The sequence below is a fragment of the Streptomyces sp. BJ20 genome (genome assembly GCF_022869105.1).
GTDB classification, from domain to species: domain Bacteria; phylum Actinomycetota; class Actinomycetes; order Streptomycetales; family Streptomycetaceae; genus Streptomyces; species Streptomyces griseoincarnatus.
In genome coordinates this window covers 4,568,197-4,592,672 of sequence record NZ_CP094918.1, presented here as the reverse complement: position 1 = coordinate 4,592,672, position 24,476 = coordinate 4,568,197, and the positions used below count along the sequence as shown (strand labels likewise).

The window sequence follows — 24,476 nt, the reverse complement described above, 5'->3', positions numbered from 1 at the left end:
TGCTGGGAGAAACGGCCTGTGTATACGGTCGGGTGTACGCAAGGTTCTCCTGTGAAGGATGGGACATGACGGAAATTCTTGTGCAGCAGGCTGCGGGGGAGCGGAATCCTTCGACGACCAGGGTGGTTGAGCACCCGGCATGGCCCGTGCTCAAGGATGCCGTGGAGCGGATCCGGCCCTGGCAGTCCAAGGACGGCTCCCTCGACCTCGGGGCCGAGGGCGCTCCGTCCCGGGCCGACGCGGAGCACGCCGTGCGCACGGTGATCGGCGCGGTCGACGAACTGTCCCCGCTGCTCCCGCACGACCGCGCGTACCACGAGGCGTTGATCAAGGACCTGGCCCGCTGGGCCGAGGGCGGCTTCGAGGTCCCCGACTTCCTCGACTCGCTGCTGGCCTTCCAGCCCGCCGCGCACCGCGAGGACGGCCTCCAGCATCTGGTCGTCTTCCCGATGTACACGCAGAACGGCAACCCGGACCGCAACCTCGAGGCGGTCGTGTTCCGCATGGTCTGGCCCGACTGGCTGGCCGAGCTGGAGCGCACCCGCTACGACAACCCGCTGTTCTGCGGCATCACTTTCGAGGACTTCACCGCGGGCTACGACACCAACTCCGCGGTCCTCTTCCCCGAGACCATCGCCGTGCGCGAGGCCCCCGAGCGCTTCACCTGGGGCGCCATCTTCTGCGACCGCGAGGCCGCCCGCTTCCGCCGGGTCACCGACGCCGCCGTCGACATCCTGGGCCTCGAGCTGCCCGAGGACGTCGCCGCCATGGTCCATGACCAGAAGCGCTGCGAAGAGGCCTTCGTGCTCTGGGACATGATCCACGACCGCACGCACAGCCACGGCGACCTGCCGTTCGACCCCTTCATGATCAAGCAGCGCCAGCCGTTCTGGATGTACGGCCTCGAGGAGCTGCGCTGCGACCTCACCGCCTTCAAGGAGGCCGTGAAGCTCGCAGGCGAGGGCGTGCCGCAGGCCCGCGACGTCCAGATCGCGGTCATCTTCGACCGCATGTTCCGCTTCCCGGTGACGGGCGAGCGCGTGCGCAACTACGACGGCCTCGGCGGCCAGCTGCTCTTCGCCTACCTGCACAAGCACGACGTCGTCCGCTGGACCGACAACAAGCTCTCCATCGACTGGGAGCGCGCCCCGCAGGTCACCAACGAGCTGTGCGCGGAGATCGAGAAGCTCTACCGCGACGGCATCGACCGCCCCAAACTCGTCCACTGGTTCGCCGGGTACGAGCTGGTCTCCCAGTACCTCTCCCCGCACCCCGGTTCCAAGTGGGCCAAGGGTCCCGAGGCCCTCGACCTCTCGCTGCCGCCGCGCAAGCTCGTCGATGACGTGCTTCCGGACGAGTTTCCGCTGAGCATGTTCTATGAGGCACTGTCCAAGAAGCTGAAGAAGGTGATCGCCTCCACCCGGGGCATCACGGCGGACGGTTCCGAGCGGGTCGCCGCGTGAGCGATCTCGTCCACAACACTGCTCAGGAGGCGAGAACCATGGGGAACGGGGCGCTCGAAGGCGCGGTGATCGCGGTGGCCGGCGCGGGCGGGCCCGCGGGACGCGCGGCGCTGCTCAGGCTCGCCGAGGCGGGAGCGGTCGTCGTCGGCTCGGACAACGATCCGGAGCGGCTGGCGACGGCCGTGGACGCGGCGCGCTACGCGCACGGCGGCGCCACCGTCACCGGGGAGTCCGTCGACCTGCTCGACCTGGAGTCCACCCGCGAATGGGCGGCCCGCACCGAGAAGGAGTTCGGCCGGGTCGACGGCCTGGTCCACCTCGTCGGCGGCTGGCGCGGCAGTGAGACGTTCACCAAGACCAGCCTGGACGACTGGGACTTCCTGGAGCTGCTGCTGGTGCGCACCGTGCAGCACACCACGCTCGCCTTCCACGAGGCGCTCCAGCGCAGCGACCGCGGCCGCTACGTCCTGATCAGCGCGGCCGGCGCGACGAAACCGACCGCCGGCAACGCCGCTTACGCGGCAGGCAAGGCAGCCGCCGAGGCGTGGACGCTGGCCATGGCCGACTACTTCCGCAAGGCCGGGGGTGAGCAGGGGCCGACCTCGGCTGCTGCCATCCTGGTGGTGAAGGCGTTGGTGCACGACGCGATGCGCGCGGACCGCCCCAACGCGAAGTTCGCGGGTTTCACGGACGTCAAGGACCTGGCCGAGGCCATCGTCGACGTCTGGGACGAGCCCGCCGCGGAAGTGAACGGAAAACGTCTGTGGCTGACCGAGAAGCCGTGAACCCGCCGCGGACCGACGCGCGTCGTCATCACGACCCGGAGGTCCGCGGTTTCGCCAGCGACAACTACGCGGGCGCCCACCCGGAGGTGCTCGCCGCCCTGGCCCTGGCCAACGGCGGGCACCAGGTCGCCTACGGCGAGGACGCGTACACCGAGAACCTCCAGCAGGTGATCCGCAGCCACTTCGGGCCCACCGCCGAGGCCTTCCCGGTCTTCAACGGCACCGGCGCCAACGTGGTGGCGCTCCAGGCGGTCACCGACCGCTGGGGCGCGGTGATCTGCGCGGAGAGCGCCCACATCAACGTGGACGAGGGCGGCGCCCCGGAGCGGGTCGGCGGCATCAAGCTGCTCACCGTGCCCACCCCGGACGGCAAGCTCACCCCGGAGCTCATCGACCGCGAGGCGTACGGCTGGGACGACGAGCACCGGGCCATGCCCCAGGTCGTCTCCATAGCCCAGGCGACCGAGCTGGGCACGGTGTACACCCCGGACGAGATCCGCGCGATCTGCGAGCACGCCCACGCGCACGGCATGAAGGTGCACGTCGACGGCTCCCGGCTGGCCAACGCGGCCGCCACGCTGGACGTACCGCTGCGCACCTTCACCAACGCGGTGGGCGTCGACCTGCTCTCGCTGGGCGGCACCAAGAACGGCGCGCTGTTCGGCGAGGCGGTCGTGGTGCTGGACCCGGACGGGATCAAGCACATGAAGCACCTGCGCAAGCTGTCCATGCAGCTCGCCTCCAAGATGCGCTTCGTGTCCGTGCAGTTGGAGGCCCTGCTCGCCCGCGACCTGTGGCTGCGCAACGCACGGCACGCCAACGAGATGGCCCAGCGCCTCGCCGAGGGCGTGCGCGCGGTGCACGGCGTGGAGATCCTCTACCCGGTCCAGGCCAACGCCGTGTTCGCGCGGCTCCCGCACGACGTGAGCGAGCGGCTGCAGAAGCGGTTCCGCTTCTACTTCTGGGACGAGGCCGCGGGCGACGTCCGCTGGATGTGCGCCTTCGACACCACCGAGGACGACGTGGACCGCTTCGTGGCCGCCCTCAAGGAGGAGACGGCCCGCTGACCCGCCGACCCCGACGTCATGCATAGGTATGCGACTGACCGAAAAGTAATTGACTCTCGGCCGGTCGCATACCTATGCTCCGGCGCCATGCAGCTGATCCAGGAAAACCCGGACCTCTCCGCCTACTTGGCCGCCGACGAGGCGATCGACCACCACCATCCGGTCGTCCGGGAGGTGTCCGCACGCCTGGCCGCCGACGTGCAGGACTCGTATGAGTATGCGTGGGCGGCCTTCGAGTACGTCCGCGACCGGATCACGCACTCCCAGGACGCCGACGACCCCCGCGTGACCTGGCGCGCCTCCGACGTGCTGGAGCAGGGCACCGGCATCTGCTACGCCAAGGCCCACGCCCTGGCCGCGCTGCTGCGCGCCGAGGACATCCCGACCGCGCTCTGCTATCAGTACCTCGGCGTGGTGCACGGACTGGTCGCCGTGCGCTTCCAGGGTTCATGGCACCGCCAGGACCCGCGCGGCAACAAGCCCGGTGTGGACGCGAGGTTCTCCCTCGCCGGCGAGCGCCTGGCCTTCACCCCCGACCCCTCGTCCAACGAGATGGACCATCCGGTCCTGTATGCTGCACCGCACCCGACGGTCCTGCGCGCCCTCCGGGACGCCCCCGACCGGTCGCACCTGTGGCGGACGCTCCCCGCCGTCCTTCCCTGAACACGAGGAACATAGGCGCTCATGACCTTCGCACCGACCGTGTCCGACGAAGTACGGGCCCTCGTGCCCGGCTTCACCCATGTCGCCGTCGAGGCGCACGACCTGGTCAACGGGCCCAGCAGCGAGGAGAGTTCCGCCCTGCTCGACGAGGCCGCACGCCGGCTCGCCGCCCGCCTCGACGGACGCGCCCCGCACGAGGACCCGCACATGACGGCCTGGCGCGCGGCCTACACCGCCTTCGGCTCCAAGCCCTCCCGCACCCGCAACTCCGCGGAGGCGCTGGCGAAGCGGGCCCTGTCGGACGCCGCTCTGCCCCGGATCAACCTCCTGGTAGACGTCTACAACGCCGTCAGCGTCGCCCGGCTGATCCCGGTGGGCGGCGAGGACGCCGACCGCATCCAGGGCACGATGCGCCTGGTGCGGGCCACCGGCGACGAGGACTTCGTGACCGTGGCCGGGGGCGAGGAGACCGTCGAGCACCCCGACCCCGGCGAGGTGGTGTGGCGTGACGACCTCGGCGTCACCTGCCGCCGCTGGAACTGGCGCCAGGGACCGCGCACCCGGCTCACCGAGGACACCACCTCGGGCTTCTTCCTGCTCGAGAGCCTCGAGCCGATGGCCGTGGCCGAGGTCGAGGAGGCCGCCGCCGAACTCGCCGCGCTGCTGGAGAGGTTCAGCCCCGGAGCGAAAGTCACCGTCCACCCGGCCGCATGAGGGCGAGGTCCTCGCCCCACGCGTGGAGGACCGCGCCGAAAAGCAGCAGGTCCCGGATCCGTGGCGCACACGGATCCGGGACCTGGAGCGGGACGTCAGCGGGCCTCCGCCTCGCGGACCTGCTCCGGGGTGGGGGCCGTGCCGCCGAGGTGGGCCGGCATCCACCAGGTGTCCTCCGGGTTCTTCGGCCGCACCGGGTACGCCCGCTGCGCCGCCTCCAGCAGCTCCTGCACCCGCTCGCGCAGCTGACGGGTGATCGCGCCCGCGTACTTGTCCTTGGACGCCTCGATGGCCTCACCCACGCGGATGGTGATCGGGGTGTGGCTGCGCTTGAAGTTGCGCGGGTGGCCCTTGGTCCACAGCCGCTGCGTGCCCCACACGGCCATCGGGATCAGCGGGACCCCCGCCTCCTGGGCCATGCGCGCGGCACCGGACTTGAAGCTCTTCAGGGTGAACGACTGGGAGATCGTCGCCTCGGGGAAGACGCCCACGATCTCACCGGACCGCAGCGAACGCAGCGCGTGCTCGTACGCGGCCTCGCCCTGCGCGCGGTCGACCGGGATGTGCTTCATGCCGCGCATCAGCGGGCCGGAGACGCGGTGCCGGAACACCGACTCCTTGGCCATGAAGCGGACGAGCCGCTTCTGCGGAAGCGCCGCCAGTCCGTTGAACACGAAGTCGAGATAGCTGATGTGGTTGCTCACCAGCACGGCGCCGCCCGAGCGCGGGATGTTCTCCGAACCCTGGCAATCGATCTTGAGGTCCCACGCCTTGAACAGGGTGCGGGCGAAGCCGATCACGGGTCGGTAGACAAGTTCTGCCATGGGCGGGTCGGAACCCTTCCTTCTCTGCCTGGGCAGGGACTCTCCCAGTCGAGGTTACGCAGCCGTAGGTTTACGGCCTGTCGCTGATGCTGCCCCAAGAACGGCCGGTGAACCAGCCCCGGTGCCGGTCCGTGGCGGAGATTCTCGTCACGTTCCCCCGGTCGACCTCGGGTTTCGTCGTGCGGACGGGAATGTTCGCGGCGCCCGGGACGCTGGAGACGGTCGGACGTGACATCCAGGGCGGGAGCGGCGAGTGCGAGGCAGTGACGACACCGGACGGTCCGACGGCGACGGCGGAGCGCGGTCCGGTCTCGCGGCCGAACTCGGCGCGGAGTTGGGCGAACGCGCCACGCTGGTGCAGTTCTCCAGCGCCTTCTGCGCGCCCTGCCGGGCCACCCGCCGGGTGCTGGACGAGGTCGCGGCCATGGTCCCGGGCGTGACCCACGTCGAGATCGACGCGGAGGCCCGCCTGGACCTCGTGCGGCGGCTGGGCGTCGAGCGCACCCCGACCGTGCTGGTGCTCGACGCGGACGGCCGGGTCGTGCGGCGCGCGGCCGGACAGCCGCGCAAGGCCGACGTGATCGCCGCCCTCGGCGCCGCGGTGTGACGGCCGTTGCGATCATGGTGAGACATCTCCCATCCGCGGGGGCCCGCTTGACGCTGCCTGCTCGTTGTCGTCAGCCTGACACCAAGTCGGCGGGATCGTCGGGACTCCTCGCCGCCGTCGGGTACCCGGCCCCCTCCCGGCCGACGCCCGCCTGCCGAGCGGGCCGCGGCCGGGCCGGTGAGCAGCCGCGCACCCGCTCGTGACCCCTCCCAGAAGGACTTCTTCATGACGGCAACGTCCGACCTCGGCGCCGCCCGGCCCGCCTCGCCCGACCTGCTGCGCTCCGTCTTCCGCCGGCACCCGGCGGGGGTCGCGGTGGTCACGGCGCGCGGCCGTTCCGGCCCGGTCGGCTTCACCGCCACCTCCCTCGCCTCCGTGTCCGCGGAGCCGCCGATGCTGTCGTTCGGCGTGTCCACGGGCGGTTCCAGCTGGCCCGCGATAGCGGAGACCGGCCATGTCGGCGTGCATCTGCTGGGCGAGCACCAGCAGGACCTCGCGGCCACCTTCGCGCGCCGGGGCGCCGACCGCTTCGGTCCGGGTACGGCATGGCGGGAGGGACCGGAGGGCGTGCCGGTGCTCGACGACGTGCCCGCGTGGATGGTGTGCCGGGTGGCGGCCCGGGTGCCCGCGGGGGAGCACCGGATCGTGGTGGCCGAGGTGCTGCTCGGGGACCCCACGGGGCGCGGCCGTCCCCTCGTCTACCACCAGGGACGCTTCGGCGGGCTGCCCGACTGAGACGCGTGAGACGCGGGGGACGCCGGTCGCGGGCCGGAGGAGTTCCGGTTACGCTGCGTTGCGAAGGTCACAGTTCAAAGCGCTTGCTTAGCGGGCAGGAACTGAGTGTACTGACGAGTAATATTTCGGTCGGAGCGTGGGTCGCCCCGACCGGGACCGCCCGCTTGAGGCGCCTATGCTGCCTGCAGGCAGGCAGCCAGAAATGACGATGCAGTAGGAGAGCCGGCGTGAGCTTGAGGATCGTTGTCACTGTGAAGTACGTGCCCGACGCCACTGGCGACCGGCACTTCGCCGATGACCTGACCGTCGACCGTGACGACGTGGACGGTCTGCTCTCCGAGCTGGACGAGTACGCGGTCGAGCAGGCGCTGCAGATCGCGGAGAACTCGGACGACGACGTGGAGGTCACCGTTCTGACCGTGGGTCCCGAGGACGCCAAGGACGCGCTGCGCAAGGCGCTGTCCATGGGCGCCGACAAGGCCATCCACGTCGAGGACGACGACCTGCACGGCACGGACGCCATCGGCACCTCCCTGGTGCTGGCCAAGGCCGTCGAGAAGGCGGGTTACGACCTGGTCGTCTCCGGCATGGCCTCCACCGACGGCACCATGGGCGTCGTCCCGGCGCTGCTCGCGGAGCGCCTCGGCGTGCCGCAGGTGACGCTCCTGTCCGAGGTGAACGTCGAGGACGGCAAGGTCACCGGCCGCCGCGACGGCGACGCCGCCTCCGAGCAGCTCGAGGCCTCCCTCCCCGCGGTCGTGTCGGTCACCGACCAGTCGGGCGAGGCCCGCTACCCGTCCTTCAAGGGCATCATGGCGGCCAAGAAGAAGCCGGTGGAGTCCTGGGACCTCTCCGACCTCGACATCGACGAGGACGAGGTCGGCCTGGAGAACGCCTACACCACGGTGGAGTCGGCGTCCGAGCGCCCGGCCCGTACCGCGGGCACGATCGTCAAGGACGAGGGCGAGGGCGGCAAGCAGCTCGCCGAGTTCCTCGCGAGCCAGAAGTTCATCTGAGCCGCAAGGCACGGCTCGCTTCCCGCCCCTCACACTTCGCAAGCAGGAGAGAAGAAGTCCCATGGCTGAAGTTCTCGTCTACGTCGACCACGTGGACGGCGCCGTCCGCAAGCCGACCCTGGAGCTGCTGACCCTCGCCCGCCGCATCGGCGAGCCGGTCGCCGTGGCGCTGGGCAACGGCGCCGGCGACACCGTCGCCACGCTCGCCGAGCACGGCGCGGTCAAGGTCCTCACCCACGAGGCCGCCGAGTACGCCGACTACCTGGTCGTGCCGAAGGTCGACGCCCTCCAGGCCGCCCACGAGGCCGTCTCCCCGGCCGCCGTGCTGGTCTCGTCCTCCGCCGAGGGCAAGGAGATCGCCGCCCGCCTGGCGCTGCGTCTGGGATCGGGCATCATCACCGACGCCGTCGACCTCGAGGCCGGCGACGAGGGCCCGGTGGCCACCCAGTCGGTGTTCGCCGCGAGCTACACCACCAAGTCCCGTGTCTCCAAGGGCACCCCGGTCATCACGGTCAAGCCGAACTCGGCCGCCGTGGAGGCCGCCCCGGCCGCCGGCGCGGTCGAGTCCCTGAGCGTCACGTTCTCCGAGCAGGCGACCGGCACCAAGGTCACCGGCCGTACGCCGCGTGAGTCGACCGGCCGCCCGGAGCTCACCGAGGCCGCGATCGTCGTCTCCGGCGGCCGTGGTGTCAACGGCGCGGAGAACTTCTCGATCATCGAGGCCCTCGCCGACTCGCTCGGCGCGGCCGTCGGCGCCTCGCGTGCCGCCGTCGACGCCGGCTGGTACCCGCACACCAACCAGGTCGGCCAGACCGGCAAGTCGGTCTCGCCGCAGCTGTACATCGCCAACGGCATCTCCGGCGCGATCCAGCACCGCGCGGGCATGCAGACCTCGAAGACCATCGTGGCCGTCAACAAGGACGCCGAGGCCCCGATCTTCGAGCTGGTCGACTTCGGCGTGGTGGGCGACCTGTTCGACGTCGTCCCGCAGCTGACCGAGGAGATCAAGACCCGCAAGGGCTGATCACCTCCGGAACCGTCCGAGGCCCCCGCGACCGCACCGGTCGCGGGGGCCTCGTCGTGCTCCGCCTGGACCGGTGGCGGAGCGGACCGGCCCGTAGGACGGTGTTGACCGGCACGCAGACCGGCGGATACCGTCCTTCAACGAATTGTTGAATTCGTGTCGCGGAAGCGCGGTGCCGGATTCCGGGTCGCGGACGTCTGGGAGGGTGGCATGGGCCAAGGGCAGCAGGAGCGGGTGCCGACGAGTCTCACGGGCGCAGTCGCCGAGGAGATCGGCGCCTGTCTGGCGCCGGTCGACGCCGCACTGGAGCGCCTGTACCCCGGCGACCCCGGCACGCGTCAGCCTGTCCACACCGTGTACGTCCCGGGCGACCGGTTCGCCGCGGACACCGTGCGCGCGTGGGGCGCCCAGGCCCTCGCGGCGCTGGACGAGCACGCCCCCGACGCGGACACGTTCGGCGCCGTCCTCGGGATGGACGGCGCCCTCGCCGAGGACGTGTACGCCCGGGTCCGCGCCAAGCTGGAGCGCGAACCGGTCGAGGACCTGCGCGTCGACTTCGAGGACGGCTACGGCCACCGCCCCGACGCCGAGGAGGACGAGACCGCCGCCCGCGCCGCCCGGCTGGTCACCGAGGCCGCCGCGCACGGCACGCCGGCCACCGCGGCCCCCTGGACCGGTATCCGCATGAAGTGCATGGAGGCGGCCGTCCGTGACCGCGGCATCCGCACCCTCGACATCTTCCTCACCGGCTTGATGCGGGGCGGCGGACTGCCCGACGGCCTCGTCCTCACCCTCCCGAAGGTCACCTACGCCGAGCAGGTCGCCGCCATGGCAAGGCTGCTCGACGCCTTCGAGAAGACCTGGGGGCTCGAACCCGGCCGCATCGGCTTCGAGATCCAGATCGAGACGAGCCAGTCCATCCTGGCCGCCGACGGCACCGCCACCGTCGCCCGCATGATCCAGGCCGCCGACGGCCGCGCCACCGGACTGCACTACGGCACCTTCGACTACAGCGCCTGCCTCGGCGTCTCGGCCGCCTGCCAGTCCTCCGACCACCCCGCCGCCGACCACGCCAAGGCCGTCATGCAGGTCGCCGCCGCCGGCACCGGCGTACGGCTCTCCGACGGCTCCACCAACGTGCTCCCGGTCGGCCCCACGGAGCAGGTCCACGACGCCTGGCGCCTCCACCACGGACTCGTCCGCCGCGCCCTCGCCCGCGCCTACTACCAGGGCTGGGACATGCACCCCGGCCACCTCCCCACCCGCTACGCCGCCGTCTTCGCCTTCTACCGGGAGGGCTTCGCGACGGCCGCCGCCCGTCTCCGGCGGTACGCCGAACGGTCCGGCGGCGACGTGATGGACGAGCCGGCCACGGCCAAGGCTCTGGCGGGGTACCTGCTGCGGGGGCTGGACTGCGGGGCCCTTGACGAGGCGGAGGTGACGGGGGAGAGCGGCCTGGCCCGCGACGGGCTGGAGGCTTTCGCCTCACCCCGGCGAGGAGGCCTGACGGTCTCGGCGCAGTGAAGGTCCGCCCGCCCGGAATTGCGCGGGCTATCGAAAATCGATAGATTCCCATCGTGCTTCGAGTGGAGGAGTGGCGATGGGACAGGTAACCGTGCTCGCGCTGCGCGCGGTGATCGCGGCGCTGCTGGCGGGCACCCTGGCGGTGCAGACGCTGATGGTGCCGCTGCTGGCGAGCGACCTGGACGGGCTGGACGAGCAGTACGCCCATGTGCGGACCCCGCTCCTGGCCGTCGTCGTGCTCATCGTGCTGGCCGCCCAGACCGTGCTGATCTGCGTCTGGCGGCTGGTGACGATGGCACGCCGCGGCACGGTCTTCTCCTATGCCGCCTTCCGCTACGTCCACATCGTGATCGGCGCGTTCGTCGCCGCGGCCCTGCTGGTCTTCACGCTCGGCGCGCTGCTGGCGCCCGGGGAGGCCGTCGCGCCCGGCGTCGTGCTCCTGGTCGGCGGGGTCGGCCTGGCGATCGTGGGCATCGCGCTCGTCGTGCTGGTCCTGCGGATGCTGCTCGCCCAAGCCGTGGCGCGGGAGCTGGAGGCGTCCCGGATGCGGGCCGAACTGGCCGAGGTGATCTGATGCCGATCGCCGTCGACATCGACGTGATGCTCGCCCGGCGCAAGATGTCCGTGGGCGAACTCGCCGAACGCGTCGGCATCACCCCGGCGAACCTGGCCGTCCTGAAGAACGGCCGGGCGAAGGCGGTCCGGTTCACGACGCTCGCCGCGCTGTGCGAGGTACTGGAGTGCCAGCCGGGGGATCTGCTGCGGTACGAACCCGATCACGCGCCCGCGGAACCGGCGACCAACTCGGCGTAGCCGTCCGGCTCCGCCGGTGCGGAAGGGCGGGCGCCGGGGCGGGCCTGCCCTTCCCCGGCCGGGGCCCCGCGCCTCCCTCCGGGGCGGTGGGTGACGCCTCGCCGCCTGTCCCAGGGGGCTTGTCCCTGCGGAGCATGACGCCCTGCCCAGCTGCCTGGGCAGCCGGCTGCGTCCTGTCCTTGACCGTGCGGACCCGCCGCCACGGCGACCGCTTCCCCGGAGTCATCCTCACCCACACCGCTGCCACCCGGGACGGCGTCGACACGCTCCTCACCGCCGCCGCGGCGCTGGCCGATGGACAGGTGACCGCCGCGGCCGATCGGCCCGAGCAGGGTGACTACGCCGGGCACTTCACCGATCCCGACGGCTGTCACTGGACGATCACCATGCGTGCGTGACCGTGATCGGCCCTCGAATATGCAAGGTCCCGAACACCGCACAACTCGGTTCCGAATGCGACCGAGAACAGCGCGCTTTATGCGCGTTAGCGGGGGGTTAAGGAATAGAGAATGCCGCATGTTTTCCGTGAAATAACCTAGGTGAACTCATCAATCACTTCGCCACTTATGCCATTCCCGTTACTCTGACGTAGCCGCCGTCCCGGGGGAGGGGCTTGGCGGCGGTTGTCCTGGGCGGGAGCGGCAGGTGGGAGCGACGGCCGCCGCGCCACGTCCGCTTTCACGAATGGTGGGGAACCAACTATGCGACGCGTGACCACTGTCCTTCTGTCCCTCAGCGCCCTGGCGGCCACCTCGGCGCTGGGCGCGCCCGCCGTGGGGGCCGCCCCGCAGGCCGCCCCGGCCGCGGTGTCGGCCGGCTGGGAGAAGATCGACGGCGCCGCCGAACTGGCGCGGATGACCGAGGAGTCGGGTGACGCGCAGACCGCGCGCGCAGCCGCCGCCCCGGAGCCCACCGCGCTGGCCGTGGAATCGGCCAGGAACAACAAGTTCGTCGCCACCGAGAAGACGTACGCCGCCCCGAACACCGCTGCCCTCCGCGCCCGTTCCGACGTCTACGGCGGCTCCTGGGAGGGTTTCACTTTCGAGTGGATCGGGGAGGAGAGCACCTTCGCCATGAAGTCCCGGGCCAACGGCCTCTACGTGGCTGTCGAGAAGAACTACACCGGCGCCTCGCAGAACCTGCTGCGTGCCCGTTCCACGAGCGCGGCCGGCTGGGAGCGGTTCGTCCTCTATTACAACGAGACACTGGACCGCTTCGCCATCCAGTCCGAGCTGAACGGCCTCTTCGTCGCCATGGAGAACAGCTACACCGGCGCGCTCCAGTACGCCCTGCGCGCCCGCTCGACCGATGTCTCCGGCTCGTGGGAAGAATTCAACCTCTACACGATCTGACTGGCCTGTAGGTCGCGGACGTCCCTGCCCGCCACGGCACCTGTTCCCAGGGCAGGGACGTCGTCATGTGGAAGCCGCTTCGCCGACCGCAACTTCCTCAGCAGCACCAGGTGCAGCTTCTCCCACACACCGGCCTCGTATCATGCGGCCGGACGCCGCCAGCGGGTCATCCCTGAACCGAAGCCCAGCTCCTGCGCAGGTACTCCCACCGGATCCCCGTGTGCAGCACGAACGGCATCCCGTACAACGCCTGCCGGTCCGGCACTCGTGGTCGGCCCGCCGTCAGCTTCGGCCCCGGCCCGGGCAGCAACGGCTGGACCAGCGACCACAGTTCTCCCGACACGATCCCCGGCCGCGACCGACGCTTCCCCACGCCCCGACCCCGCGTCCCGACCAGCGAGCGGACAAGCCGATGGTTACTTGGTCAGCAACTTCTGTCAGGACCTCCAGGTCCGGGGCGGGCCCGACGCGGCACCCTGTCCCTCGCCGCCGGCGCCGGAAGACGTCACGTACTGCTCCAACCCGCCGGTCGTCACCAGTCCCTCCTCGGCGAACAGCCGGGAGCCCTTCTCGCAGAGTTCGCGGTCCGCGCGGGCGCGGGCGGTGAACTCCTCCGGCGTCGTGCCGAACAGGTCCCGCAGGCGGGGGAGAGTCGCCAGGAGGTTGGTCAGCAGCGGGCGCTGGCCGGGGTGGGTCCGCGGGGTGCCGGTGCCGTCGTGGAGGACGCCCCGGCGGTTGACGTAGGCGTACGCGCCCGGGAGCGTGCTGCCGTCGGGGAGTTCGATGCGCACGCCCGGCGCGGGCAGCCACGCGCGGCGGAAGTTGCCGTGGGGCAGCGGAACGCCCTCGCTCGCGTCGATCACCGTGAGCTGCCGGGCGTCCAGCCAGAGCACGAACAGCTCGCTCACCCGGCCAGGCGTCGCCACGGGCGCGTTGGACACGTAGCCCGGGCGGCTCACATGGGCCGAGACGCCGATGCCGACGCCCGTCACCCGCGCCCGCACCATGGGTACGGGGCTGACGATCCCCGACTCGGCCATCTTGTGCCGCAGTTGCCCGGGGCAGGCGTTGGAGCCGATCGAGACCACCGGCGCCCGGTCCGCGAACGACCACCGGTCCAGCGGCAGCAGCCGGTCCCCGTCGAGCAGTCCCGATTCGCGTGGCCAGGCGCCCGGATAGGACAGCGGATTCTCGCGCGGCACCACGTCCAGCCCCAGCGCCCGCAGCGTACGGTCCTCCACCGTCACCGCCCCGCTCAGTCCGCCGGGGGCAGCTCGCCCGAGCCGCGGGTGATCAGGCGGGTCGGCAGTTCGATGCGCTCCGGAGCGATCAGCGTGCCGTCGAGCTGTCGGAACAGCCGCTCGGCGGCGGTCCGGCCGAGGGCGGCGGCGTCCTGCGCGACGACCGTGACCCCGGGCTGCAGCAGATCGGCCAGCTCGATGTCGTCGAAGCCGACGAGGGCGACCGGGCGGGCGTGCTCGGCCAGCACCCGGATCACCGTCACCGTCACCCGGTTGTTGCCGGTGAAGATCGCGGTGACCGGCTCCGGCCCGGAGAGCATCTCCCGCGCCGCCCGGCGCACCCGCCCGGGGTCCGTGACGCCCAGCGACATCCACGCGTCCGCCACCGGTATCCCCGCGTCCTCCATGGCGGTGCGGTAGCCGCGCAGCCGCTCGGCCGCCGTGTGGATGCGGGGCATGTCGCCGATGAAACCGATCCTGCGGTGCCCGTGCGTGATCAGGTGGCGCACGCCGTCGCGCGCGCCGCCGAAGTTGTCCGACACCACCACGTCCGCGTCGATGTGCCCCGCCGGACGGTCCACGAACACCGTGGCGACGCCGGCCTTGATCTCCGGCTCCAGATAGCGGTGGTCGTCGCCGGCCGGGATCACCACCAGGCCGTCCACCCGGCGCGCGCACAGCGCCAGCACCAGCTCCTGCTCGCGGTCGGCGTCCTCCGCGCTCGACCCGTTGATCAGCAGCGCGCCGTGGGCGCGGGCCACCTCCTCCACGGCCCGGCTCAGCGGGCCGTAGAACGGGTCCGCGAGGTCCTCCAGGACCAGGCCGATGCTGGCGGTGCGGCCCTTGCGCAGCACCCGCGCGCTGTCGTTGCGGCGGAAGCCGAGCGCCTCGATCGCCTCCTGCACCCGCCGCTCGGTCTCCGGCGTCACGCCCGGCTCGCCGTTCACCACGCGCGAGACCGTCTTCAGACCGACCCCCGCACGGGCGGCCACGTCCTTCATCGTCGGACGGTTGCCGTATCGGGTCCCTGGGAAGCGGTCGGTGCGGCGGGTCGTCTCCGGCACGATGCGGTGTCCTGTCCTGTCGGCCACGGGGATGCGTGAGTCCATGGGCTTGTATGAGGATGTGGCGTCGAGCATAGAGCCTGGACAACGTTGTCAGCGTCGGGAGACACTGTCCGACGCACACTCCGGCCCGCACCTCACCGCTCGACCGGGCCGTTGGCCGTGCTCCATGTGTTGCCTCCTGGTCGCGCATGGCCGTTTCCAGCGTGTTCTCTGATGGTTTCCGACGGTTGACGGGGAGATCCGACTCTGATGCACACCGACCTCGTGGCTGCGCTCGACATCGGCGGCACCAAGATCGCCGGCGCGCTGGTGGACCGTGAGGGCCGGATCCTGGCCCGCGCCCAGCGGCCGACCCCCGCGCGGGAGGACGGCGACACCGTCATGGCGGCCGTCGGGGCGGTCATCGGCGACCTCGCCGCGTCCCCCCTCTGGGAGCGCGCGGGCGCGGTCGGCATCGGCAGCGCGGGGCCCGTCGACGCCTCCGCCGGCACGGTGAGCCCCGTCAACGTGCCCGGGTGGCGCGACTACCCGCTGGTCGCCCAGGTGCGGGACGCGGCCGGCGGGCTGCCCGTCGCGCTGATCGGCGACGGGGTCGCCATCACGGCCGCCGAACACTGGCAGGGCGCCGCCCGCGGCCACGACAACGCGCTGTGCATGGTCGTCTCCACGGGGGTCGGCGGCGGCCTGGTGCTGGGCGGGCGGCTGCACCCGGGACCCACCGGCAACGCCGGACACATCGGCCACATCAGCGTGGACCTCGACGGCGACCCGTGCCCGTGCGGGGCGCGCGGCTGCGTGGAGCGGATCGCGAGCGGCCCCAACATCGCGCGACGCGCGCTGGAGAACGGCTGGCGCCCCGGCCCGGACGGCGACACCTCCGCCGCCGCGGTCGCCGCCGCCGCCCGCGCCGGCGACCCGGTCGCCGTGGCCTCCTTCGAACGGGCGGCCCGCGCCCTCGCGGCCGGCATCGCGGCGACGGCGACGCTCGTCGAGATCGACATCGCGGTGATCGGCGGAGGCGTGGGCAAGGCGGGCGAGGTGCTGTTCACTCCGCTGCGGAAGGCGCTGACCGAGTTCGCCACGCTGTCCTTCGTCCGGCGCCTCGCGGTGGTCCCGGCCCGGACCGGCACGGACGCGGGTCTGGTGGGGGCGGCAGCGGCGGCGCTCATGGGGCGGACGGACGCGGCGGTGGCGGGGGTCTGAGGGGGCGGCCGGCTTCGACCGTGCCCGGCAGGGGACCGTCCCGGGGGCCGTGTGGGAGGCGGGGCGTGACCGAACGGCCTGTTCCGCAGTTGAGCCGGGCATGAAGAAGCGCAGCATGCTCGCCATCGCCTCCCTCGCCACCGGTTTCGTCGTCGCGGCCGTCACCCCGTCGCACGCGCTCACCGAGACCCCCGCCCTCGGCGCGCTCGACGTCGAGGACACGCTCGGCTCCCTCGACCGCACGGTCGCGGAGAACAACACACTGGAGCTGGACGTCGACCGGGACGGCAACGCCTGACGGGCCCCACGCGGCGTCGACGGCGGCGCCGGCACCCCTCCACGGCGGGGCGCCGGCGCCGCCTTCACGTGTTCTCAACTCGATCTGGTTTCCGTGGCAGGGTGGAACGGGCAAGCCTCAGGGGGCCAACAGAAGAGGGGGAACCGTGATCGTCTGGATCAACGGGGCGTACGGTGCGGGGAAGACCTCCACCGCGCGCGAACTGATCGAGCTGATCCCGAACAGCACGCTCTTCGACCCCGAGGTCATCGGCGGAGCGCTGGACCGGCTGCTCCCGCCCAAGCACCTCGCCGAGGTCGGCGACTTCCAGGACCTCCCGATCTGGCGACGCCTCGTGATCGACACCGCGGCCGCGATGCTCGCCGAGTTCGGCGGGACCCTGGTGGTCCCCATGACCCTGCTGCGCCAGGAGTACCGTGACGAGATCTTCGGCGGCCTCGCCGCCCGGCGCATACCGGTCCGCCATGTCCTGCTCGCCCCGGCCGAAACGATCCTGCGGGAACGGATAGCCGGCCGGGAGGTCCCGGTGGACCTCCCCGACGGGGAGATACGGGTCCGCCAGTGGTCGTACGACCACATCGAACCGTTCAAGGCGGCGCTCGCCGCCTGGCTCACCGCCGACGCCTACCCGATCGACAGCGGCAGCCTGACCCCGCGCGACACCGCCCGCCGCATCGCCGAGGCGGTCGGCAGCGGCGAGGTGCCCGCCTGCGACATCGTGCAGACGCCCGAGCCGACGGCGGAGACCGTCGCCGCGGGGGTGCTGCTCTTCGACGAGCAGGACCGGGTGCTGCTCGTCGACCCGACCTACAAGGCCGGCTGGGAGTTCCCCGGCGGGGTCGTCGAACGCGGCGAGGCTCCCGCCCGGGCGGGCATGCGGGAGGTCGCCGAGGAGACCGGCATACGGCTCGACGACGTGCCGGCCCTCCTCGTCGTCGACTGGGAGCCGCCCGCGCCGCCCGCCTTCGGCGGACTCCGGCTGCTGTTCGACGGCGGCCGCCTCGACTCCGAGACCGCCGGCCACATGCGGCTGCCCGGCCCCGAACTCCGCGCCTGGCGCTTCGCCTCGGAGGCGGAGGCGGCACACCTGCTGCCCCCGGTCCGCTACGAACGCCTACGACGCGCGCTGCGGGCCCGCGAACGCGGCCGGGCGATGTACCTGGAGGGCGGAGTGCCGGTGGGGTGAGGGGAGTCACGGTCCCGGGGACCGCCTTCCCGGCGGAGCGCCCGATGTTCACGTGCTGCGTGTGCGTCGTCGTCGCGGTGGCCGAGCCGCGTTGCGCCTGCATGCGGAGACCCGCGGCCCGCCGACCGTCGCCGCCTACGGTGCGCCTCCGGGCCGCGTGCCCTGTGATCGATGTGGCCGAGCCGTGTCACCACCACGCGCATGCCCGCGCTCGGCGCCCGTAGGCCGGAGCGCCCCGCTCGCCCGAGCGGGACGCTCCGACCTCGACAGAGGGCGGCCGATCAGGCCGCCCCACCCGCGTAGTTCCGCAGGAACAGCGCCTCCGCCACCGACAGCCGCTCCAGCTCGTCCGGCGACACGCTCTCGTTCACCGCGTGGATCTGCGCCTCCGGCTCGCTCAGGCCGATCAGCAGGATCTCCGCCTTCGGGTAGAGGGCGGCGAGCGTGTTGCACAGCGGGATCGAGCCGCCCTGCCCCGCGTACTGCATCTCCTGACCGGGGTACGCGACGGCCATCGCGTCCGCCATGGCCTGGTACGCCGGGCTGGCCGGGTCGGCGCGGAACGCCTGACCCTGGCCGATCTGCTCGGTGGTGACGCGCGCGCCCCACGGCGTGTGCGACTCGATGTGCGCGCGCAGCAGTTCGGTCGCCTGCGCCGCGTCCACGCCCGGCGGCACCCGCAGGCTGACCAGCGCCCGCGCGCTCGCCTGCACGGACGGCGTGGCGCCGACCACCGGGGGGCAGTCGATGCCGAGCACGGTGACGGCGGGACGCGCCCAGATGCGGTCGGCGACCGTGCCGGAGCCGATCAACTCGACGCCGTCCAGCACCTTGGCGTCCTTCCGGAACTGCTCGTCCTCGTACTGGATGCCCTGCCAGGCGCTGTCGCCGTTCAGCCCGTCGACGGTCGTGCTGCCGTCCTCGGCGCGCAGCGAGTCCAGCACCCGCACCAGCGCGGCGAGCGCGTCGGGCGCGGCGCCGCCGAACTGCCCGGAGTGCAGGTTGCCCTCGAGCGTGTCGATGCGCACCCGCACCAGCGTCATGCCGCGCAGGGTGGTGGTGACGGTCGGCAGGCCGGCGCGGAAGTTGCCCGCGTCACCGATGACGACGGTGTCGGCGGTCAGCAGGTCCGGGTGCTCCTCGGCGTACCGTTCCAGGCCGCCGGTGCCCTGTTCCTCCGAGCCCTCCACGATGACCTTCACGTTGACCGGTACGCCGCCGTCGGCCTTGAGGGCGCGCAGCGCGAGCAGGTGCATGATGACCCCGCCCTTGCAGTCGGCGGCGCCTCGCCCGTACCAGCGGCCGTCACGCTCGGTCAGCTCGAACGGCGGTGTGGTCCAGCCCGCCTCGTCCAGCGGCGGCTGCACGTCGTAGTGCGCGTACAGCAGTACGGTCTTCGCGCCCTCGGGGCCGGGCAGGTAGCCGTAGACCGACTGGGTGCCGTCCGGGGTGTCGAGCAGGGCGACGTCCTGGAAGCCCTCGGCGGTGAGCGCGGCGGCGATCCAGCGGGCGGCGCCCTCGCTCTCCTCGCGGGCGAACTGGCCGAAGTCCGCCACCGACTTGAAGGCCACCAGTTCGGTGAGCTCCTCCTTCGCCCTGGGCATCAGTGAGGCGACGGTCACGGCGACCGGATTCGACGACATGGGCACGCTCCTTGTAGGTGCGACGTTGTGCAAGTGCGTACTTCTCGGTACGCGATGATCGTGTGGTGTGCGTGAGTGGCCCATGTAAGGGGCACTCACGTCGCCGATCCTCCCACAGCGGACCGTCACGACCGCCGCCGTAGGATGCGGGGGGACAGCAGCGGCAGGCGGCGTGATCGGAGCAGCGGACCATCGTGAGCAGCGAGAACTCTTCGGCGGACGACGTGCGGCAGGTGTGGGACGTCGTCGTGGTGGGCGCGGGACCCGCGGGGGCGTCTGCGGCGTACGCGGCGGCGGTCGCCGGGCGGCGCGTGCTGCTGCTGGAGAAGGCGGAGCTGCCCCGGTACAAGACCTGCGGCGGCGGCATCATCGGCCCCTCGCGCGACTCCCTGCCGCCCGGCTTCGAGCTGCCGTTCAAGGACCGGGTGCACGCGGTGACGTTCTCCAGCAACGGCCGCTTCGCCCGTACCCGCCGCTCCCGGCAGATGCTCTTCGGGCTCATCAACCGGCCCGAGTTCGACCAGCGACTCGTCGAGCACGCGCAGAAGGCCGGGGCCGAACTGCGCACGGGCGTCGCCGTGCAGCGCGTGGAGCAGCACGGCTCGGCCGTGCCGGACCGGCGCACGGTCGCCGTCGTCCTCCAGGGCGGCGAGACGGTGCTCGCGCGGGCCGTGATCGGCGCCGACGGCAGCGCCGGCCGCATAGGGGCGCACGTCGGGGTGAAGCTGGACCAGGTCGACCTGGGCCTGGAGGCGGAGATCCCGGTGCCGGAGACGGTCGCCGAGGACTGGAAGGGGCGGGTGCTCATCGACTGGGGCCCCATGCCCGGCAGTTACGGCTGGGTGTTCCCCAAGGGCGACACCCTCACCGTGGGCGTCATCTCGCGGCGCGGCGAAGGTGCCGCCACCAAGCGCTACTTGGAGGACTTCATCGCCCGCCTCGGCCTCGCGGGCTTCGAACCGTCCATTTCCTCAGGGCATCTGACCCGCTGCCGGGCCGACGACTCGCCGCTGTCCCGCGGCCGGGTGCTGGTCTGCGGCGACGCGGCCGGGCTGCTGGAGCCGTGGACCCGCGAGGGCATCTCCTTCGCCCTGCGCTCCGGCCGGCTGGCGGGGGAGTGGGCGGTGCGCATCGCCGAGGCGCACGACGCCGTGGACGCCCGCCGTCAGGCCCTCAACTACGCGTTCGCCGTGAAGGCGGGGCTGGGCGTCGAGATGAGCGTCGGCAAGCGGATGCTGGCGGCGTTCGAACAGCGCCCGGGCGTCTTCCACGCGGTGCTGACCGGCTTCCGCCCGGCGTGGAAGGCTTTCAAGGACATCACGCAGGGCTCGACGACGCTCGGCGAGCTGGTCCGCACCCATCCCATGGCCCACCGCGCCCTGATGGCACTGGACCGGCGTCCCGCGAGCGGCGGCGGGGAGGCCGGCGCCGGGCAGTGACCGGGGTCAGTCCCGCACGGTGATCCGGAAGACCGGGTGGTCGGGGGCCGCCGCCAGGATCTCCTCGTCGGAGGACTTGGCGGTGACCCCCTTGAAGTACTGGTTGACCTCCCAGCCCCACTTCTCCAGGTAGGTGCGCAGCAGCGGCAGCTTCTCGTCGTCGGGGATCTCCACGGCCGTGAAGGTGCGCACCTTGCGGCCGACGCGCAGCTCACCGCCGCCGGCGGCCCGCATGTTGCGCACCCACTGCGAATGCCCGCGCGCCGAGATCAGGTACTGCTGCCCCTCGAAGGTGTGCGGATTGACCGGGAGGCGCTGCATCTGCCCGCTCTTGCGGCCGCGGACGGACAGCTCTGCGCTGCCGGCCAGGCTGATGCCGTGCCGGGCGAGCCAGCCGACGACCCGGTTGAAGCGGGCGGCGACGGGGCCGGCGGTGAGGTAGTACGGCGTGGACGACGACATCAGGGCCTCCGGGAAGGAGTTGAGGGGGGGGGAGCGCCGCTCTGTCTTGTGAGCACTGCTCTCGCTTCGACTTCAGTGTGCCCGCTCGGGCGTGACAAAGCAAGAGCGGTGCTCTCGTTTGTGTGCGCCGCTCTGTTCTCGTGGAACACTGACGCCATGACGAGCACACCGCACGGCGCCCGCGCACGGGCGAGGATCGAGATCACCGCGGCCATCAAGGAGGAGGCGCGTCGGCGACTCGCCGAGCAGGGCGCCGCCGAGCTGTCCCTGCGGGCCGTGGCCAGAACGCTCGGCATGGCCTCCTCCGCGATCTACCGCTACTTCCCCAGCCGTGACGACCTGCTGACCGCTCTCATCATCGACGCCTACGACTCCCTCGGCGAGACGGCGGAAGCGGCCCTGAAGGCGTCCGTCGGCGCGCTCGCGGGGGAGCGGTGGACCGCCGTCTGCGAGGCCATCCGCGGCTGGGCGCTGGCGCACCCGCATGAGTACGCGCTGATCTACGGCTCCCCGGTGCCCGGGTACGCCGCGCCCGCGACCACCGTTCCGGCCGCCGCGCGCGTCGGCTTCGCCCTCATCGACGTCGTCCGCGACGCCCACCGGGCCGGGGAGCTGGACGTCGCGCCCGTTCCGGCGGACCTGGAGGCTGAGGCCGCGCGCATGGCGGCGGACTTCGTCCCCGACCTGCCGCCCGCGGTGGCACCGGCCTGCGTGGCCGTCTGGGCGCAGCTGCTCGGCCTGATCGGCTTCGAGGTGTTCGGCCAGTTCACCCGCATCGTCGAGGAGCGGGACGCGTTCTTCCGCCATGCGGTCGACGGTCTCGCCCGCACGGTGGGTCTCCGGCCCGCCGACGCCTCCTAGGCTCCCCGCCTCGGGGTCGGCCTGCGGCCCGGCACCTCCCGCGGCACCTCGCGGCCGGCCTGCGGCCCGGAGCCTCCGGGCTCCGCGCCTCGCGGTCGGCCTGCGGCCCGGGGCCCTCAGGCTTCGGCCCTCGACATCCGCCCGCCGGTCGAATGCCGCCCCGCGGCGCTCCCTGGGCTCCGCACCCCTCCCGGCCGTACTTCCCCGGGAGTACGTGTGATCACGCCGCCCGGCCGACGCCGTCGGGTGGGCGTGGCGTCTAGCGTGGCGGACATGGACGAACAGCGGGGGCCCGGCGCCGGCCCGCCGGAGCGGTGGCGCACCGGCGGGCCGCCCCGGTGGTGGCGGCAGGGTCCGCCCGGCTGGAGCCGCCGCGCCGACGGGCGGGAGGACGGCCTGGAGTCGGCCGGCCGTGTCCGGTGGCCATGGCCCTCCACGGTGCTGTTCACCGCCTTCGTACTGATCGGCTCCGGTTTCGCCGACCATGCCCAGGCGGGCGAACGGGTCGCCCTCGACCCGCTGGGCCGGGTGCTGCTGCTCCTGTCGGGCGCGGTGCTGCTGTGGCGGTGGCGGCATCCCGTCGCCGTGCTGTGGGGCACGGTCGCCGCGGTCCTGCTGTACCTCGGCGCCGGATATCCGTACGGACCGGTCCTCCTGACCGTGGTGGTGGCCTGTTTCGCCGCCGTCGCCTCGGGGCGGCGGTACGCAGCCTGGGCGGCGACGGGGACGCTGTGGGCCGGGCATCTGCTGACCGTCCACGTCCTGTACCGGTGGCTGCCGCCGTCGGGCGACGACGCGGCCCCGTGGACCGAGGAGATCGTCGTCGCCACCTGGGTCGTCGCGCTCCTCTCCGTGTCCGAACTGGCCCGCGTCCGCCGTGAGCAATGGGCGCGCGAGCGGGCCGAGCGGGCCCGCGCGGAGCGGCGGCGCGCCGACGAGGAGCGGCTGCGCATCGCCCGCGAGCTGCACGACGTGCTCGCGCACAGCATCTCCGTCATCAATGTCCAGGCGGGCGTCGGACTCGCCCTGCTGGACAGCGACCCCGAGCAGGCCCGCACCGCGCTCACCACCATCAAGGCGAAGAGCAAGGAGGCGCTGGGAGAGGTGCGTCAGGTCCTCGACACCCTGCGCGCCCCCGGAGCCGCCCCGCGCACCCCGGCACCCGGCCTGGACCGGCTGCCCGAGCTGGCGGAACAGGCCGCGAGCGCGGGTCTGGCCGTCACCGTCGAGGGCGAGCCGCCCCGGCTGCCGCCCGGCGCCGACCTGGCCGCCTTCCGCATCGTCCAGGAGGCCCTCACCAACGTCGTACGGCACTCCGGGTCCCGGGAGGCGCGCGTGCGCGTCGAACGGCGCGACGGGCGGCTGCGGCTGCTGGTCGACGACGACGGGCCCGCCACCGGCGCCGACGCGGGCGGCACCGGCAACGGGCTCGCCGGGATGCGGGAGAGGGCCGCCGCGCTCGGTGGCACCATCGAGGCGGGCACCCGCCCGGACGGAGGGTTCCGCCTGCTCGCCGTCCTGCCGATCGAGACCGAGGAGGACCGGTGATCCGTGTGCTGCTCGCCGACGACCAGTCACTGGTCAGGGCGGGGTTCCGGGCGCTGCTCGACGCGCAGCCGGACATCGGGGTGGCGGGGGAGGCGGCCGACGGGGAGGAGGCGCTGCGCCTGATCAGCGAGGTGCGGCCCGACGTCGTGCTGATGGACATCCGCATGCCCGGACTCGACGGCCTCGCCGCGACCCGCCGCGTCACCGGTGACCCGGACCTGGCCGACGTGAAGGTGGTCATGCTCACCACCTTCGAGCTGGACGAGTACGTCTTCGAGGCGATCCGCTCGGGCGCCTCCGGCTTCCTGGTGAAGGACACCGAGCCGGACGAACTGTTGCGCGCGGTAAGGGCCGTGGTCGACGGCGACGCCCTGCTCTCACCGGGTGTGACGCGCCGGCTGATCGCCGAGTTCGCCGCCCGCTCCAAGGAACCGGCCGCCGCCGGAGCCCTGTCGGAGCTGACCGAGCGGGAGCGGGAGGTGATGGCGCTGGTCGGACTGGGCCTGACGAACGAGGAGATCGCCCGCCGCCTGGTGGTGAGCCCGCTCACCGCCAAGACCCACGTCAGCCGGACCATGGTGAAGCTGGGCGCCCGCGACCGCGCCCAACTGGTCGTCCTCGCCTACGAGTCCGGGCTCGTGCGGCCGGGCTGGCTGGGCTGAGCCGCCCGCCGGAACCGCACCAGCACGGACACGGTACGGGCGGCGAACAACACCCCCGCGAGCACACCGCCCCCGCGCACCAGCACCGTCTCCACCGCCCCCGGCAGCGCGAACAGCAGCGCCGGACCCGCCACCGCGCCGAACACCACGGCCGCCGCGAAGGCGGCGCTGCACAGCGCGTACCCGATCTCCACGGTGATGGCGTCCCGCTCGGCCTGACCGCGCCGGCCGCCCGATCCCGTTCCTCCGTGTTCACGCATGCCGGGAGTGAAACAGGCG

27 protein-coding genes and 1 pseudogene are annotated in these 24,476 nt (G+C 72.4%); 21 read left to right on the top strand and 7 right to left on the bottom strand.

The window, feature by feature from the left end; translation table 11 throughout:
* The first annotated feature begins 65 nt into the window (after nt 1–65).
* The 5 genes from MTR79_RS20615 (at nt 66) to MTR79_RS20595 (ending at nt 4,692) form a co-directional block, all read left to right on the top strand.
* A complete protein-coding gene (locus tag MTR79_RS20615; RefSeq protein ID WP_244791692.1) occupies nt 66–1,463 on the top strand; it encodes a DUF6421 family protein in 1,398 nt (465 codons plus the stop codon).
* A 38-nt stretch (nt 1,464–1,501) separates the two neighbouring features.
* Nucleotides 1,502–2,248: an SDR family NAD(P)-dependent oxidoreductase gene (locus tag MTR79_RS20610; protein ID WP_244791690.1), complete on the top strand. Its 747-nt coding sequence runs from the start codon at nt 1,502–1,504 to the stop codon at nt 2,246–2,248.
* Nucleotides 2,245–3,315: a low specificity L-threonine aldolase gene (locus tag MTR79_RS20605; protein ID WP_102636976.1), complete on the top strand. Its 1,071-nt coding sequence runs from the start codon at nt 2,245–2,247 to the stop codon at nt 3,313–3,315. The genes MTR79_RS20610 and MTR79_RS20605 overlap by 4 nt, the downstream gene beginning before the upstream one ends.
* Nucleotides 3,316–3,402: 87 nt before the next feature.
* Nucleotides 3,403–3,978, top strand: a complete 576-nt coding sequence (locus MTR79_RS20600; RefSeq protein ID WP_244791688.1) for a transglutaminase domain-containing protein — start codon at nt 3,403–3,405, stop codon at nt 3,976–3,978.
* A 21-nt stretch (nt 3,979–3,999) separates the two neighbouring features.
* Entirely contained in the window at nt 4,000–4,692 is a 693-nt protein-coding gene (locus tag MTR79_RS20595; RefSeq protein ID WP_086701850.1) for a phenylalanine--tRNA ligase beta subunit-related protein, read from the top strand.
* Nucleotides 4,693–4,787: 95 nt separating this feature from the next.
* Here MTR79_RS20595 and MTR79_RS20590 read toward each other — a convergent pair whose 3' ends face one another.
* Nucleotides 4,788–5,516 (bottom strand): lysophospholipid acyltransferase family protein, encoded by a 729-nt coding sequence (locus tag MTR79_RS20590; RefSeq protein WP_048456434.1) that lies wholly within the window; start codon nt 5,514–5,516, stop codon nt 4,788–4,790.
* A 253-nt stretch (nt 5,517–5,769) separates the two neighbouring features.
* Between MTR79_RS20590 and MTR79_RS20585 the strand changes: the two genes are divergently transcribed.
* The 9 genes from MTR79_RS20585 (at nt 5,770) to MTR79_RS20545 (ending at nt 12,587) form a co-directional block, all read left to right on the top strand.
* On the top strand, nt 5,770–6,123 hold the full coding sequence (locus tag MTR79_RS20585; RefSeq protein WP_189364026.1) for a thioredoxin family protein: 354 nt from the start codon (nt 5,770–5,772) through the stop codon (nt 6,121–6,123).
* 225 nt (nt 6,124–6,348) lie between these two features.
* Nucleotides 6,349–6,858 carry a flavin reductase family protein gene (locus MTR79_RS20580; RefSeq protein ID WP_048456435.1) on the top strand — a complete coding sequence of 170 codons (510 nt, stop codon included), beginning with the start codon at nt 6,349–6,351 and terminating at the stop codon, nt 6,856–6,858.
* 227 nt (nt 6,859–7,085) lie between these two features.
* Nucleotides 7,086–7,874 carry an electron transfer flavoprotein subunit beta/FixA family protein gene (locus MTR79_RS20575; RefSeq protein WP_033277892.1) on the top strand — a complete coding sequence of 263 codons (789 nt, stop codon included), beginning with the start codon at nt 7,086–7,088 and terminating at the stop codon, nt 7,872–7,874.
* 61 nt (nt 7,875–7,935) lie between these two features.
* On the top strand, nt 7,936–8,898 hold the full coding sequence (locus MTR79_RS20570; RefSeq protein ID WP_086701847.1) for an electron transfer flavoprotein subunit alpha/FixB family protein: 963 nt from the start codon (nt 7,936–7,938) through the stop codon (nt 8,896–8,898).
* 210 nt (nt 8,899–9,108) lie between these two features.
* Complete coding sequence (locus MTR79_RS20565; RefSeq protein WP_244791686.1) at nt 9,109–10,422, top strand: aldolase/citrate lyase family protein; 1,314 nt, start codon at nt 9,109–9,111, stop codon at nt 10,420–10,422.
* Nucleotides 10,423–10,498: 76 nt separating this feature from the next.
* Nucleotides 10,499–10,996 carry a DUF2975 domain-containing protein gene (locus MTR79_RS20560; protein WP_086701844.1) on the top strand — a complete coding sequence of 166 codons (498 nt, stop codon included), beginning with the start codon at nt 10,499–10,501 and terminating at the stop codon, nt 10,994–10,996.
* Nucleotides 10,996–11,235, top strand: a complete 240-nt coding sequence (locus MTR79_RS20555; protein WP_048456440.1) for a helix-turn-helix transcriptional regulator — start codon at nt 10,996–10,998, stop codon at nt 11,233–11,235. Before MTR79_RS20560 ends, MTR79_RS20555 begins: the two co-directional genes overlap by 1 nt.
* 179 nt (nt 11,236–11,414) lie before the next feature.
* On the top strand, nt 11,415–11,633 hold the full coding sequence (locus MTR79_RS20550) for a hypothetical protein (protein WP_244791684.1): 219 nt from the start codon (nt 11,415–11,417) through the stop codon (nt 11,631–11,633).
* A gap of 303 nt (nt 11,634–11,936) precedes the next feature.
* Nucleotides 11,937–12,587, top strand: coding sequence for a hypothetical protein (locus tag MTR79_RS20545; RefSeq protein WP_244791682.1), 651 nt, complete (start codon nt 11,937–11,939; stop codon nt 12,585–12,587).
* 143 nt (nt 12,588–12,730) lie between these two features.
* Here MTR79_RS20545 and MTR79_RS20540 read toward each other — a convergent pair.
* The 3 genes and pseudogenes from MTR79_RS20540 to MTR79_RS20530 all read right to left on the bottom strand — a co-directional run.
* Nucleotides 12,731–12,933 (bottom strand): annotated as a pseudogene (locus MTR79_RS20540) (transposase); the annotation flags it as partial.
* A gap of 91 nt (nt 12,934–13,024) precedes the next feature.
* Nucleotides 13,025–13,828, bottom strand: a complete 804-nt coding sequence (locus MTR79_RS20535) for a hypothetical protein (RefSeq protein ID WP_244793265.1) — start codon at nt 13,826–13,828, stop codon at nt 13,025–13,027.
* 14 nt (nt 13,829–13,842) lie between these two features.
* Complete coding sequence (locus MTR79_RS20530; protein ID WP_244791680.1) at nt 13,843–14,937, bottom strand: LacI family DNA-binding transcriptional regulator; 1,095 nt, start codon at nt 14,935–14,937, stop codon at nt 13,843–13,845.
* A 207-nt stretch (nt 14,938–15,144) separates the two neighbouring features.
* Here MTR79_RS20530 and MTR79_RS20525 point away from each other — a divergent pair, with 207 nt between their 5' ends.
* From MTR79_RS20525 to MTR79_RS20515, 3 genes are all read left to right on the top strand, one after another.
* The gene (locus MTR79_RS20525) at nt 15,145–16,098 is read left to right on the top strand and encodes an ROK family protein (protein WP_189364022.1); all 954 of its coding nucleotides are present in this window, start codon (nt 15,145–15,147) and stop codon (nt 16,096–16,098) included.
* A 100-nt stretch (nt 16,099–16,198) separates the two neighbouring features.
* On the top strand, nt 16,199–16,396 hold the full coding sequence (locus MTR79_RS20520; RefSeq protein ID WP_048456444.1) for a hypothetical protein: 198 nt from the start codon (nt 16,199–16,201) through the stop codon (nt 16,394–16,396).
* A gap of 145 nt (nt 16,397–16,541) precedes the next feature.
* A complete protein-coding gene (locus MTR79_RS20515; protein WP_086698583.1) occupies nt 16,542–17,582 on the top strand; it encodes an NUDIX hydrolase in 1,041 nt (346 codons plus the stop codon).
* Nucleotides 17,583–17,863: 281 nt separating this feature from the next.
* Here the strand turns inward: MTR79_RS20515 and MTR79_RS20510 are convergent, their stop codons facing one another.
* Nucleotides 17,864–19,225, bottom strand: a complete 1,362-nt coding sequence (locus tag MTR79_RS20510) for a dipeptidase (RefSeq protein ID WP_086698581.1) — start codon at nt 19,223–19,225, stop codon at nt 17,864–17,866.
* Between the two features lie 194 nt (nt 19,226–19,419).
* On the opposite strand from MTR79_RS20510, the gene MTR79_RS20505 reads away from it, so the two are divergent.
* Complete coding sequence (locus MTR79_RS20505; RefSeq protein WP_189364021.1) at nt 19,420–20,664, top strand: geranylgeranyl reductase family protein; 1,245 nt, start codon at nt 19,420–19,422, stop codon at nt 20,662–20,664.
* A 6-nt stretch (nt 20,665–20,670) separates the two neighbouring features.
* On the opposite strand, the gene MTR79_RS20500 is transcribed toward MTR79_RS20505, so the two are convergent.
* Nucleotides 20,671–21,126, bottom strand: a complete 456-nt coding sequence (locus MTR79_RS20500; RefSeq protein WP_086698578.1) for a nitroreductase family deazaflavin-dependent oxidoreductase — start codon at nt 21,124–21,126, stop codon at nt 20,671–20,673.
* Between the two features lie 156 nt (nt 21,127–21,282).
* Here MTR79_RS20500 and MTR79_RS20495 point away from each other — a divergent pair, with 156 nt between their 5' ends.
* The 3 genes from MTR79_RS20495 (at nt 21,283) to MTR79_RS20485 (ending at nt 24,197) form a co-directional block, all read left to right on the top strand.
* Nucleotides 21,283–21,987, top strand: coding sequence for a TetR/AcrR family transcriptional regulator (locus MTR79_RS20495; RefSeq protein ID WP_189364020.1), 705 nt, complete (start codon nt 21,283–21,285; stop codon nt 21,985–21,987).
* A 273-nt stretch (nt 21,988–22,260) separates the two neighbouring features.
* A complete protein-coding gene (locus MTR79_RS20490) occupies nt 22,261–23,535 on the top strand; it encodes a sensor histidine kinase (RefSeq protein ID WP_189364019.1) in 1,275 nt (424 codons plus the stop codon).
* The gene (locus MTR79_RS20485) at nt 23,532–24,197 is read left to right on the top strand and encodes a response regulator transcription factor (RefSeq protein WP_086698573.1); all 666 of its coding nucleotides are present in this window, start codon (nt 23,532–23,534) and stop codon (nt 24,195–24,197) included. The genes MTR79_RS20490 and MTR79_RS20485 overlap by 4 nt, the downstream gene beginning before the upstream one ends.
* Here MTR79_RS20485 and MTR79_RS20480 read toward each other — a convergent pair.
* Nucleotides 24,158–24,457, bottom strand: a complete 300-nt coding sequence (locus tag MTR79_RS20480; RefSeq protein WP_086698572.1) for a DUF6332 family protein — start codon at nt 24,455–24,457, stop codon at nt 24,158–24,160. The two genes, MTR79_RS20485 and MTR79_RS20480, sit on opposite strands and share 40 nt — an antisense overlap.
* Nucleotides 24,458–24,476 lie beyond the last annotated feature (19 nt).

Excerpts from the sequence above, each read along its gene's own strand:
- MTR79_RS20615 (WP_244791692.1), top strand. The coding sequence starts at position 66 with ATGACGGAAATTCTTGTGCAGCAGGCTGCGGGGGAGCGGAATCCTTCG.
- MTR79_RS20610 (WP_244791690.1), top strand. The coding sequence starts at position 1,502 with ATGGGGAACGGGGCGCTCGAAGGCGCGGTGATCGCGGTGGCCGGCGCG.
- MTR79_RS20600 (WP_244791688.1), top strand. The coding sequence starts at position 3,403 with ATGCAGCTGATCCAGGAAAACCCGGACCTCTCCGCCTACTTGGCCGCC.
- MTR79_RS20595 (WP_086701850.1), top strand. The coding sequence starts at position 4,000 with ATGACCTTCGCACCGACCGTGTCCGACGAAGTACGGGCCCTCGTGCCC.
- MTR79_RS20590 (WP_048456434.1), bottom strand. The coding sequence starts at position 5,516 with ATGGCAGAACTTGTCTACCGACCCGTGATCGGCTTCGCCCGCACCCTG.
- MTR79_RS20580 (WP_048456435.1), top strand. The coding sequence starts at position 6,349 with ATGACGGCAACGTCCGACCTCGGCGCCGCCCGGCCCGCCTCGCCCGAC.
- MTR79_RS20570 (WP_086701847.1), top strand. The coding sequence starts at position 7,936 with ATGGCTGAAGTTCTCGTCTACGTCGACCACGTGGACGGCGCCGTCCGC.
- MTR79_RS20565 (WP_244791686.1), top strand. The coding sequence starts at position 9,109 with ATGGGCCAAGGGCAGCAGGAGCGGGTGCCGACGAGTCTCACGGGCGCA.
- MTR79_RS20560 (WP_086701844.1), top strand. The coding sequence starts at position 10,499 with ATGGGACAGGTAACCGTGCTCGCGCTGCGCGCGGTGATCGCGGCGCTG.
- MTR79_RS20555 (WP_048456440.1), top strand. The coding sequence starts at position 10,996 with ATGCCGATCGCCGTCGACATCGACGTGATGCTCGCCCGGCGCAAGATG.
- MTR79_RS20545 (WP_244791682.1), top strand. The coding sequence starts at position 11,937 with ATGCGACGCGTGACCACTGTCCTTCTGTCCCTCAGCGCCCTGGCGGCC.
- MTR79_RS20530 (WP_244791680.1), bottom strand. The coding sequence starts at position 14,937 with ATGGACTCACGCATCCCCGTGGCCGACAGGACAGGACACCGCATCGTG.
- MTR79_RS20525 (WP_189364022.1), top strand. The coding sequence starts at position 15,145 with ATGCACACCGACCTCGTGGCTGCGCTCGACATCGGCGGCACCAAGATC.
- MTR79_RS20520 (WP_048456444.1), top strand. The coding sequence starts at position 16,199 with ATGAAGAAGCGCAGCATGCTCGCCATCGCCTCCCTCGCCACCGGTTTC.
- MTR79_RS20510 (WP_086698581.1), bottom strand. The coding sequence starts at position 19,225 with ATGTCGTCGAATCCGGTCGCCGTGACCGTCGCCTCACTGATGCCCAGG.
- MTR79_RS20500 (WP_086698578.1), bottom strand. The coding sequence starts at position 21,126 with ATGTCGTCGTCCACGCCGTACTACCTCACCGCCGGCCCCGTCGCCGCC.
- MTR79_RS20495 (WP_189364020.1), top strand. The coding sequence starts at position 21,283 with ATGACGAGCACACCGCACGGCGCCCGCGCACGGGCGAGGATCGAGATC.
- MTR79_RS20490 (WP_189364019.1), top strand. The coding sequence starts at position 22,261 with ATGGACGAACAGCGGGGGCCCGGCGCCGGCCCGCCGGAGCGGTGGCGC.
- MTR79_RS20480 (WP_086698572.1), bottom strand. The coding sequence starts at position 24,457 with ATGCGTGAACACGGAGGAACGGGATCGGGCGGCCGGCGCGGTCAGGCC.